General features: G+C 48.2%; 10 protein-coding genes. 7 read left to right on the forward strand and 3 right to left on the reverse strand.

Translation table 11 applies throughout. The annotated features are described in order from the left end of the window. Positions 1-164: 164 nt before the first annotated feature. On the forward strand, positions 165-509 hold the full coding sequence (locus KNO99_RS15050; RefSeq protein ID WP_074034961.1) for a YlaH-like family protein: 345 nt from the start codon (positions 165-167) through the stop codon (positions 507-509). Positions 510-546: 37 nt separating this feature from the next. Here KNO99_RS15050 and KNO99_RS15055 read toward each other — a convergent pair whose 3' ends face one another. Then, entirely contained in the window at positions 547-747 is a 201-nt protein-coding gene (locus KNO99_RS15055; RefSeq protein ID WP_074034957.1) for a YlaI family protein, read from the reverse strand. Positions 748-862: 115 nt separating this feature from the next. Between KNO99_RS15055 and KNO99_RS15060 the strand changes: the two genes are divergently transcribed. Continuing rightward, positions 863-1312 (forward strand): PNPOx family protein, encoded by a 450-nt coding sequence (locus tag KNO99_RS15060; protein ID WP_214750044.1) that lies wholly within the window; start codon positions 863-865, stop codon positions 1310-1312. A gap of 33 nt (positions 1313-1345) precedes the next feature. Next, on the forward strand, positions 1346-2662 hold the full coding sequence (locus KNO99_RS15065) for a PhoH family protein (protein ID WP_214750046.1): 1317 nt from the start codon (positions 1346-1348) through the stop codon (positions 2660-2662). A gap of 38 nt (positions 2663-2700) precedes the next feature. Here the strand turns inward: KNO99_RS15065 and KNO99_RS15070 are convergent, their stop codons facing one another. Both KNO99_RS15070 and KNO99_RS15075 read right to left on the reverse strand, forming a co-directional pair. Continuing rightward, positions 2701-3897, reverse strand: a complete 1197-nt coding sequence (locus KNO99_RS15070; protein WP_214750048.1) for a multidrug efflux MFS transporter — start codon at positions 3895-3897, stop codon at positions 2701-2703. A gap of 100 nt (positions 3898-3997) precedes the next feature. Then, the gene (locus tag KNO99_RS15075) at positions 3998-4465 is read right to left on the reverse strand and encodes a hypothetical protein (RefSeq protein ID WP_214750050.1); all 468 of its coding nucleotides are present in this window, start codon (positions 4463-4465) and stop codon (positions 3998-4000) included. Positions 4466-4637: 172 nt separating this feature from the next. Between KNO99_RS15075 and KNO99_RS15080 the strand changes: the two genes are divergently transcribed. The 4 genes from KNO99_RS15080 (at position 4638) to KNO99_RS15095 (ending at position 11108) form a co-directional block, all read left to right on the forward strand. Continuing rightward, entirely contained in the window at positions 4638-4916 is a 279-nt protein-coding gene (locus KNO99_RS15080; protein WP_015881276.1) for an Fpa/YlaN family protein, read from the forward strand. Positions 4917-5002: 86 nt separating this feature from the next. After that, a complete protein-coding gene (locus KNO99_RS15085; RefSeq protein WP_214750052.1) occupies positions 5003-6238 on the forward strand; it encodes an FtsW/RodA/SpoVE family cell cycle protein in 1236 nt (411 codons plus the stop codon). Positions 6239-6273: 35 nt separating this feature from the next. Then, the gene (locus tag KNO99_RS15090; RefSeq protein ID WP_214750054.1) at positions 6274-9708 is read left to right on the forward strand and encodes a pyruvate carboxylase; all 3435 of its coding nucleotides are present in this window, start codon (positions 6274-6276) and stop codon (positions 9706-9708) included. Between the two features lie 53 nt (positions 9709-9761). Further along, on the forward strand, positions 9762-11108 hold the full coding sequence (locus KNO99_RS15095; RefSeq protein WP_214750056.1) for a cryptochrome/photolyase family protein: 1347 nt from the start codon (positions 9762-9764) through the stop codon (positions 11106-11108). Positions 11109-11248 lie beyond the last annotated feature (140 nt).

Consider the following 11248-nt stretch of genomic DNA (forward strand, 5'->3'; position numbering starts at 1 on the left):
GCTCCCTGCTTGCCCCTAGGAAAGCGAGCCGTGCCCGGCTTGGGCATAAAAAAAGACCGTAGACCTATATTTTGTCTACAGTCTGAAAGGGAACGCTTCGGCGTTCCCTTTTTCATGGAATAGTGTAGAATGGATGTGTATGAAATAAAGGGGGACTCTTTGTCTTGAAAGCTTCTCAAACAATCGATATCACACAAATTGATGTTCCGTGGATTGCCTCGATGCTAGGTGTCGGGAGCGACCCGAACGATTTTTCGGTCGGATTCAACGCACTCGTTGTCACGGTCATCTTACTGACGATTCTCGTCTTTAAGCTTGGTTTTGCAAAACAATTGGCATGGTGGAAATCACTGATTGTTTATATTTTACTTGCACTTGGCGCAGGTACGATGGCGCTCGTCTTTTTCACGTGGCCGATTCCAGAAGTACTTGCTGTCATGGCCATCGTGTTGGCCATCTATCGCGGTCGTCTTTGGTGGAACCGTCGTCAGGATGCAGTCGAGTCATAAAAAAATACGGGCGTCTCTTCGGAGGCGCCCGTTTTCGTTACCAATTTCGTTTTTGTCGAAATGTAGGATATAACTTGAATTGTCCAGATGCGGCGCGTTCAGCCGTACGTTCGCTGATTCGCTCCTGACAGTCTTGACACATATACGTTTTAGCCGGCTTGTTGCGCAATCGTTTTGCTTCAAACGACCATGAGTCGATCGTTTCGACTTTATCGCAAAGAGAACATTTTACACGCATCTTTTCACCTTCCTCTATAGGATGAGTATAGCATGATTTTATTCGTTGAAAGCAGGGAATTGAATCGGTAAGGGAGAATGGTACAACCATACCCGGTTAAAAGGAGGGGAGTTGAATGGCGAGTAAGGCAACGTTTGAATTGACAGCCGCTCAACAGCGATTGTTGAATGACATGCCATTAACATTTCTCGTCGGTTTTGATGAGGCAAAGCGTTGGCCAATCAGCCACGCCATCAGTTGGGTGCAAGCACTCGACAAGGACACGATGCGGTTCGCTTTAACCAAGAATTCGCATATCGTGACGATTTTATCAACCGAAAAGACAGCAGGTCTCATCTTTATCGAAGATGGTCAGTCCTATCATGTTTTACTTTCATCCATCCGAGAATTTGAACCAACGGTAAAACCGAGCCTTCATCTTCGTTTTTTTGAAGGACATGTCGAAGAAGTGAGAAATATCTCATTTTATGGTGCGGCATACGCTCAGCCCGAAATTACGAAAACGTATGATATTCGAGCGGCGGAAAAATTAGACCGTGAAGTGAAAGAAAGTCTTCATTCTTGATTACCATCCTATAGTCGAGGGGCGGCAAAGTCTATGAAAAAAACGTATGTACTCGATACGAACGTACTCCTACATGATCCGCTATCCTTATTTCAATTTGAAGAACATGACGTGGTCATCCCGGCCATTGTCTTAGAAGAACTTGACGGTAAAAAACGAAACATGGATGAGGTCGGGCGGAACGCCCGTGAAACGTCGCGTGTTCTAGACCAGCTCCGAACTTCGGGGAAACTTCATGACGGCGTCCCACTTGAAAACGGTGGACGTCTCTTTGTCGAGATTGGACACGAACACGAAGTCGATATTCCATTCGACGTGATGACGAACGATAACCGCATCCTACTCGTTGCCTTAAAATTAATGAAACAATACGAGCATGACACGAACCATAAAGTCGTCGTCGTCTCAAAAGATATATTGGTCCGTGTGAAGGCGGACGCGATCGGGATTGATGCCGAAGACTATCTGACCGACCATATCGTCGATACGACGAATTTGTATGCCGGCTATCGTGAAATCGAGGTCGATCAGGCACTCATCGATGAATTTTATAAAGTACGCCAACTTCCGACATCCGCATTGACGAAACAAACGTTATATCCGAATTCGTTCGTCGTGTTAAAAAGTAACGTGTCGAAAGCGAGTGCGCTCGCGGTGGTCGATACGCTCCAACCGATTGTTCGTCCGTTAGCGCTCGATGCTGACCACATCTGGGGAATTCATCCACGAAACGTCCAGCAACGGATGGCGCTAGACTTATTGTTACGAGATGACATTCCGTTCGTCACGTTACTCGGTAAAGCGGGAACCGGCAAGACGCTCCTTGCCCTAGCGGCAGGACTCTCTCTCGTTGAGGACGAGCAACGATACAATAAGCTCGTCGTCGCCCGACCGGTAGTCCCGATGGGGAACGATATCGGCTACTTGCCAGGTGAGATGGAAGAAAAACTACGTCCATGGATGCAACCGATCTATGATAATCTAGAATTTCTCTTCAGTGCCAATTCAAAAGATGAGCTAGGAAATATTCTGGCCGGCATGAAATCGATTCAACTCGAAGCGCTCACTTATATTCGAGGAAGAAGCATGCCCGACCAGTTCATCATCATCGACGAAGCTCAAAACTTAACGAAACATGAAATCAAGACGATTCTCACCCGTGTCGGGGAGAACTCGAAAATTGTTCTCGTCGGTGACCCGTACCAAATCGACCATCCGTATTTAGATGAATATTCGAACGGATTGACGTACGCCGTTGAACGATTCAAAGGACAAAATGTCTTCGGTCACGTCCAATTGGTAAAAGGGGAGCGCTCGTCTCTCGCAAGATTGGCGGCCGACTTATTATAAGCGAGACACACAAATAACGCCGAGCTAAGCGCTCGGCGTTATTTTGTATCGAGTTGTAGCGATTGGACGTTCGTCCGTTCTAAAAAGGCGTTCGAGATCATGATCAATCCTGTGACGATGAACAGTGCGGAAAATCCGAAGTGTGCCACGATTTGAGATCCAAATAGCGGTCCGAGTAGATTTCCCATGAACTGAGCGGACTGATTATAGGAAAAGATTCTTCCGGTTGCAGCGGTTGGAGTATGCTGTCTCAGCAACGACTGAACGGATGGCATCAACGCAGCGGTCGCAAATCCAATCCCGAAGCGTAACAGAATGAGTTGGGTCGTCGAGGTGACGAATGCTTGCGGGATTAAGAATAAACTGTAGAGGAGCAGTGCCCAAAATAAGATCCGTTCTGCACCGTATCGGTCCGATAATCGTCCGAGACGCTGCGCCGAAAAGAGAGCGGCGAGACCGGGGGCAGATGCAACAATCCCTGCCATGAAGGCAAGTGCGGTCGTATGTGGATTTAATTCACGTACATATAACGTCAAGAGTGGTCCGATTGATTGTGTTGAGAACTGGATGAGGAACGTTGTCACAAACAACCCGACAATCAATTGCGGATGCCGCAGTGAGGCGAAAACGGACTTCAGTGAAGCGAGTTCTTCACGTTTCACTGGGACAAAGTCTTCTTTTACGAACCAGAGCGTAATCAAGAATGTGAGGAAGAGTGCGCTTCCGGTAAAGAGAAAAACGGATCGAAGCCCAATCCAGTCTGCAAGTAGTCCGCCGATGAGCGGACCGAGTAGACCACCGGTGATTCCACCGGTCGACAAGGTACCGAGCGCCCAGCCACTTTTCTCTTTTGGGGTTTGGGAAGCGACCAAGGTAATACCGGCTGAGATAAATCCAGAAACGGCACCCATGAGTAAACGCAACCCGACCAGTTGATACACGTCTTGTACAAAACTAATGAGAAACATCACGATGGACATTCCGAGGCTTGCTCGGATAAGCATCAACTTTCTCCCTTTTTGGTCAGCCAGACGTCCCCACATCGGGGAAACGATGGCGGCCACGAGGAACGTCGCGCCGAACGCGATTGCCGACCACGTGACGACATGGTCAGGGTCCTTTACCCCGAGTTGTTCAATAAACAACGGCAGGAAGGGGAGGACGAGACTCATTGAAGCGGCGGTCAAGAAGCTACCGATCCAAACAACTATTAAATTTCGTTTCCAAAGAGGCATCGTAAGCGTCACGACCTTTCTTATTCAATTTGTAGTCAACACACTACATATTACACTTTGTGAAGTAAAAAGTCCAAAAAATGAGAAGGGAAGCCCCTTCTCATTGATTGCTCAGTACGGTTATGTGATTCACTTGGCGAATGACCTGGTCTTCATATAATACATAGACCGGTCCATCAGCGAGTACTTTCCCGTCTTTTGAAAATTGTAAGTACACCCGTGATGCTTCACTAAGCGACAGCGTCAACACCGTTTCTCCGTAAAAACGGACGTGTGTGGCCAAATCAATAGGTTCGGCATTGTTCAAAAATGGCGAGAGCGGCATCACGAACGAATCGCGTAAAGCTGCGTCTTTATCTTGACGAGACATCGGCTTATTGTGGTCGATTCTTGTTCCTTGTGATAGACCATCGTCCCATGCTTTCCCCATTTTCGCATAGTAGGCCTCACGGTCACTCTCTGTCACCGAGTCCAATTCTTCAATCTTTCGTTTGCGGTCGTCAAAAATCCATACGGTCGGATCGATCGTCAAACTGTGACGAACCGCTCCGTCTAGTGGAAAAATCATGCTTACATCCCCCTTTATACACATTACACGTTTCATTATAGCGCTCTTTCTCTTAAAATGGAAAAGAGGAAGAATGTCGCAATCATCCATACTGTACATTGAATTATGATGAAAGATAATGTACAGTTGAGTTATGACAAACAGTCTGTCATCGTACGGAGGAGGGGTCGTAGTGGCGACAAATTTGGCTGCAATCCAACGGGAGCAAGCGCTTCAGTTACTCGAGGCGGATGCTGAAAAAATCCGTTGTCTGATTGAAGTGCAGTTAGAAAACCTAAAAATGCCGAAGTGCCCGCTTTATGAAGAGGTGCTTGATACACATATGTTTGGACTATCGCGCCAAATTGATTTTGCGGTTCGTCTTGGACTCATTTCAGACATTGAAGGTAAAGGACTGCTCGATTCATTGGAACAAAAGTTGTCTGCTCTGGCAGAAGCTTCAGAATTATGAACCTTATACTCAAACTGTGCAAGTGGCGCTGTTTGAGTATTTTTTTATAAGGGTTGTCGGATTGTTTTACATAAGGAAGTGAATACATGAAAACACGGTTTCGGTATTTTGATTTTGCGTTGTTTTTGTCAGTGCTCTTACTCGTCGGGATCAGCTCGATCATGATTTACAGTGCGAGCGTTTGGAATCGTGGGGACTATGCGAATAGCAGCTTGTTCTATCGCCAGCTCGTCTACGTAGGGATCGGGATCTTTGTCTACTTGATCGCGACGCTGTTCCGCTATGAGATGTTTCGGAAGAAAGGCATTCGTCTCAGTCTCTATGCGGTCTCTGTCATCTTGCTATTTGTTACATGGGCGATGCCACCATTGAACGGTGCACGCGCATGGCTCATTATCGGCGGATTCACCATTCAGCCGGTCGAGATTGCCAAATTTGTTCTCATCATACTGCTTGCGAACTATTACCACGAGCTATGGAATAATGAGTTGAAAGGACTACCGGGGCGTCTCGCTCGGGCTGCTATCGTGAAAAAAGGGTGGCGCGCTCAAATCGGTGCCTTCTTCTTAGTACCGGTTCTCTTTTACTTCTCGTTCTACGCCATCGCCATCAATGGACAGCCAGACATGGGGGGATTATTCGTTCTCGGTTCCATCATGCTTCTCATGTGGTTCGGAGTCGGGGCACCCCTTCGAATTTTGATTCCAGGGATTTTAGCCGGGGTCGGTGCTGTGTTCTTATTGTTCACGACAATCTTCTCCGAGAATCAACGGAGCCGGATTGAGGTCGTGTTCAACCCGTTCATGGACCCGGAAGGATACGGTCATCAGTTGCTCATGTCGATCATCTCGATCGTACATGGTGGATTGACCGGCGTCGGACTCGGGAACAGTTTTCAAAAGTATGGGTATTTACCAGAACCTGAAACCGACTATATTATGTCGATCATTGCTGAAGAGTTAGGGTTCTTCGGTGTGCTGACGGTTTTGGTACTGCTCTTCTTCATCGCGTTTCGCGCGATTCATATTGCCAATCATGCAGATAGTCATTTTGCGATGTTCGTCTCGTTTGGGATTGCATCACAGATCATCATTCAAACAGCCATCAATATCGGTGCGATGTCTGGTTGGTTCCCAGGGACAGGGGTGACCTTGCCGCTGGTCAGTTATGGGGGGACGTCGCTGATCATGATGATGGGTGTTCTCGGGGTACTTAGTAGTATCTCGATGCGTAACCGTCATCGAGAAGCGACACGACGAGAAGAAATTCGGGTGAAGTCCGAAGAGAACGTTCAACGTTCATCGCTTCATGTGGTCAGGTAAGAAACATTTAAATTTTATTAACGGGGGGATTTCATTTGAAACCAATTAAAAAGTTACTTGTTGCAAACCGTGGGGAGATTGCCATTCGCGTATTTCGAGCGGCAACTGAGTTAGGCATTCGGACTGTAGCCGTCTATTCACAAGAAGATAGCGGTTCATTACATCGTTTTAAAGCCGATGAAGCCTACTTGGTAGGACTCGATAAGAAGCCGATTGATGCGTATCTCGATATCGAAGGTGTCATTCGTATCGCCAAAGAGTCAGGCAGTGACGCGATTCACCCGGGATATGGTTTCCTTTCAGAAAACATTGACCTCGCACGACGTTGCCGTGAAGAGGGCATCATATTTGTCGGTCCACACGAGTCACACTTGCATGCGTTCGGGGACAAAGTGCGGGCACGTCAGAGTGCGATTGCTGCAGGTCTTCCTGTTATCCCAGGCTCGGACGGTCCACTCACATCGTATGAAGATGCAGAAGCATTTGCGAACGAGCATGGTTTCCCGCTCATGGTCAAAGCATCTATGGGTGGCGGAGGACGCGGGATGCGTGTCATCCGTACAGAAGCGGAAATGAAAGATTTGATTGAACGTGCGAAATCGGAAGCAAAACAAGCATTTGGTTCTGATGAAGTGTACATAGAGAAATTAGTCGAACGTCCGAAACACATCGAGGTTCAAATTCTCGGAGATGAGCACGGTCACATCGTTCACTTGTTCGAGCGTGACTGTTCGGTGCAGCGCCGACATCAAAAGGTCGTCGAAGTCGCGCCGTGTGTGACATTATCTGAAGCCTCGCGCCAAGCGATTTGTGATGCGGCGGTTCAACTCATGCGTCACGTCGGATACGTCAACGCCGGTACGGTCGAATTTTTAGTGACGGAAGATGAATCATTCTACTTCATCGAAGTAAACCCACGCGTCCAAGTTGAGCATACGATCACAGAGATGGTCACAGGGTTTGATATTGTCCAAACGCAATTGATGATCGCACAAGGAGAGTCGCTTCACGGTGATATGATTCAAATGCCGAAGCAAGAGGACATTAAACTTCTTGGTTATGCGATTCAATCACGTGTCACGTCAGAAGACCCAGGGAACAACTTCATGCCGGATACAGGGAAAATCATGGCATACCGTTCTCCAGGTGGTTTTGGTGTCCGTCTTGACGGCGGAAACGCGTACGTCGGTGCAGAAATTTCACCGTACTACGACTCGCTTCTCGTAAAACTGTCGACACACGGCATGACATTCGAACAAGCCGCTTCGAAAATGGTCCGAAACTTGAACGAGTTCCGGATTCGTGGAATCAAAACGAACATCCCGTTCTTGATTAACGTCATGAAACATCCGAACTTCATCAATGGGGACTACAACACGTCATTCATCGATGAGACGCCAGAACTGTTCGTCTTCCCGAAACGAAAAGACCGTGGTACGAAGTTGTTGAACTATATCGGCGATGTGACAGTGAACGGATTCCCAGGAGTCGGTCTGAAAGACAAACCGATCAGCCGCTCGGTACGTATCCCACAAGACCTACCGACAGAAGCAAAACCGGGAACGAAACAAATCTTGACGGAACTCGGTCCAGACGGCCTGGCTGACTGGATCAAACGTCAACCGGAACTGTTATTGACGGATACGACGATGCGAGATGCGCACCAGTCATTGCTCGCGACGCGCATGCGGACGCAAGACATTCTCAATATCGCAGAGCCTACAAGCAAGTTGATGCCAGAATTGTTCTCAGTCGAAGCATGGGGTGGGGCGACGTTCGATGTTGCCTACCGCTTCTTGTCAGAAGACCCATGGGTACGTCTCATGAAACTTCGTGAGAAGATGCCGAACGTCTTGATTCAAATGTTACTTCGTGGTGCGAACGCGGTCGGCTATAAAAACTATGCGGACAACGTCATTGAGAAGTTTGTGCATGAAGCAGCGTATGCAGGAGTCGACGTATTCCGAATCTTCGATAGTCTTAACAACTTAGAGTCGATTCAATTGGCAATCGATGCGACGTTACCGACAGGGAAAGTAGCGGAGGCGGCGATTTGTTATACAGGTGACTTGTATGACGGCAACCGTCCGAAATACCATCTTCCGTACTACATTGACCTTGCGAAAAAACTTGAGGCGAGTGGTGCCCATATTCTAGCCATTAAAGATATGGCCGGGTTATTGAAACCGGAATCAGCCTATGCGCTCGTGTCAGCATTGAAAGATGCGGTCGATTTACCGATTCACTTGCATACACACGATGCTTCAGGTAACGGAATCTTCACTTACGCACGTGCGACGGATGCTGGTGTCGATATCGTCGACGTTGCCGCAAGTTCGATGTCAGGGATGACGTCGCAACCTTCAGGTGGAAGTTTAGTCTACGCGCTTAACCACCACGAACGTCAACCGAAGATTGATCCGAAACAATACGAAGTGATCAGTGATTACTGGCAAGACGTGCGCCATAACTACGAACCGTTCGAAAGTGACATGCGCGCACCACATCCGTCTGTATACGAACACGAGATGCCAGGTGGTCAATATTCGAACCTTCAGCAACAAGCGAAAGCAGTCGGGCTTGGAGACCGTTGGGGTGAAGTGAAGGCAATGTATGCCCGTGTCAACATGTTGTTCGGCGATATTGTCAAGGTTACCCCTTCTTCAAAAGTCGTCGGTGACATGGCGCTCTTCATGGTGCAGCACAACTTGACAGAAGAGGATGTGATGACGCGTGGCCATCAACTCGACTTCCCAGACTCGGTCGTCGAGATGATGCGCGGCGAGCTAGGTACACCTCCTGGTGGTTTCCCGAAAGATGTCCAACAAGTCATCTTAAAAGGGGAGGAGCCACTGAACGTTCGTCCTGGTAAACTGATCAAGCCATATGACTTTGAATCAGCACGCCAAGAGTTGTTCGAGAAGTTTGAGCGACCGGTCACAGACTTTGAGCTTCTTGCACACGCGCTCTATCCGAAGGTATACGAAGACTATGTCAAACATACGACGACGTACGGTGACGTATCCGTCCTCGACACGTTGACGTTCTTCTACGGATTAAACGTCGGTGAGACGATTCAAGTGGAGATTGAGACAGGGAAGACGTTGATCATCAAGCTCGTACAAGTGAGTGCGGCAAACGAAGATGGCATTCGTCTCGTCTCTTATGAGATGAACGGCGTACCGCGTGAGATCGAGATTAAAGACGTGAACGTCAAATCTGCGACAACAAGCCGTCCGAAAGTGGATCGTTCGAACCCGAAACAAGTCGGTGCCTCGATGCCAGGCTCTGTTTTGAAAGTGTTGGTCGAACCAGGAAGTCGTGTTCACCGTGGAGAGCAGCTACTCGTCACGGAAGCGATGAAGATGGAGACGACGATTCAGGCAGCACAAGATGGCGAGATCAAAGCCATCCATATTAAAGAAGGCGACACAATACAAAGTGACGACTTGTTGATTGAATTTGTATAATCAAAAGAAGCATAGTTCGCTATGCTTCTTTTTTGTAGATGGGAGTGGGAATGATGAAACGAGTATGTTGGTTTCGTTCGGATTTTAGATTGACCGATAATCATATGCTTCACCGGGCGCTGAACGATATGGAAGAGGGGGATGACCTCGCTTTCGTCTTTTGGCTAAACCCGAAATATTGTGACCCGTTCGAAGTCCGTCACGATTATTTCTTCTCGACGATGCGAACGTTTATGGATGATTTGGAAACAAAAGGGTTGGGGCTTCGAGTGCTCGTCGCGGAAACGGAGAAGGATTTCGTGGAACAGCTCGGGGAGATAGATGCTCTATATTTCAATGCGGAGTATGTAGAACCGTTCAAACAGCGAGACGACCGTGTCATCGAGGCACTTGGTGAAGAGGTGAAAGTCGTACGACTCCTTGACCGGCATCTGTTTCATCCCGATGCGTTCAGTACGAAGAGTGGAGACCCGTATAAAGTGTTCACCCCGTTCAAAAAAGCGGCTTATGCTGAGCAACCGCCGAAACCGTACGATGTCGATATCGATCGTTTAACGGATTTCATCAGCTCGAAAAACGAGCAGCCGAGTGAACTGAAAGACTTGTTCAAACACTGTGAGCGAGAGTGGAAAGGCTTAGGGGAGACCGAGGCGAAGAAACGGTTGACGCGTTTCGTCAATGATCGCATGGTCGATTATGATGAAAAACGTGACATCCCGAGTATTGCTGGGACGAGCCGATTATCCCCATACTTACGGACCGGTGTATTATCGATTCGTACGATTACCGAGCAGGTGCTGTCCGCCAGAAAATCTAAAGGACGCGACACGTATTACGACGAACTGTTGTGGCGCGAATTTTATTATATGGTGATGGCGAAGTTCAAAGGATTGAAAGATCAACCGTTCAATGACAAATACAAATCGCTCGAATGGGAAGACAATGAGGAACAGTTCGAAAAGTGGTGTAACGGGGAGACGGGTTATCCAATCGTCGATGCAGCGATGCGTCAATTGAACGAGACCGGATGGATGCACAACCGCCTACGCATGATTGTCGCATCTTTCTTGACGAAACACCTTCTTCTCGATTGGCGGAAAGGGGAACGGTATTTCGAGAGGAAGTTGATTGATTACGAGGCCTCTTCGAATATCGGGGGTTGGCAATGGGCCGCCTCGGTCGGGACGGACGCTGTTCCGTATTTCCGTATCTTCAATCCGACGACGCAATCTGAACGGTTCGACCCAGATGGGACGTTCATCCGGAAGTATGTGCCGGAGCTGAAACATGTGACAGACAAATCGATTCATTTTCCGGACCCGTCAGAGCGAGACAATTATGCGATGCCACTCGTCGATCATAAAGAAGCGCGAGAGCGTGCCCTCGAACGATTTAACTAAATCAGGCGAGAATTCTTCCTCCTCTAAGCGTCTCGGGGTGTATCCTGGCGTAGGTGGGGGATGAATCGCCCGGTCCAAAACTCTTTTTCTCTGTGACAGATATGACGAACAAAAGTTCGTCATTCCGTCAGATTCTCCCT

The sequence above is a fragment of the Exiguobacterium sp. s189 genome (assembly GCF_018617615.1).
GTDB lineage: Bacteria > Bacillota > Bacilli > Exiguobacteriales > Exiguobacteriaceae > Exiguobacterium > Exiguobacterium aestuarii_A.

What these genes read in the sequence shown, in the direction of transcription:
- KNO99_RS15095 (WP_214750056.1), top strand. Translation starts at nt 9,762, where the DNA reads ATGAAACGAGTATGTTGGTTTCGTTCGGATTTTAGATTGACCGATAAT.
- KNO99_RS15085 (WP_214750052.1), top strand. Translation starts at nt 5,003, where the DNA reads ATGAAAACACGGTTTCGGTATTTTGATTTTGCGTTGTTTTTGTCAGTG.
- KNO99_RS15055 (WP_074034957.1), bottom strand. Translation starts at nt 747, where the DNA reads ATGCGTGTAAAATGTTCTCTTTGCGATAAAGTCGAAACGATCGACTCA.
- KNO99_RS15070 (WP_214750048.1), bottom strand. Translation starts at nt 3,897, where the DNA reads ATGCCTCTTTGGAAACGAAATTTAATAGTTGTTTGGATCGGTAGCTTC.
- KNO99_RS15060 (WP_214750044.1), top strand. Translation starts at nt 863, where the DNA reads ATGGCGAGTAAGGCAACGTTTGAATTGACAGCCGCTCAACAGCGATTG.
- KNO99_RS15065 (WP_214750046.1), top strand. Translation starts at nt 1,346, where the DNA reads ATGAAAAAAACGTATGTACTCGATACGAACGTACTCCTACATGATCCG.
- KNO99_RS15075 (WP_214750050.1), bottom strand. Translation starts at nt 4,465, where the DNA reads ATGATTTTTCCACTAGACGGAGCGGTTCGTCACAGTTTGACGATCGAT.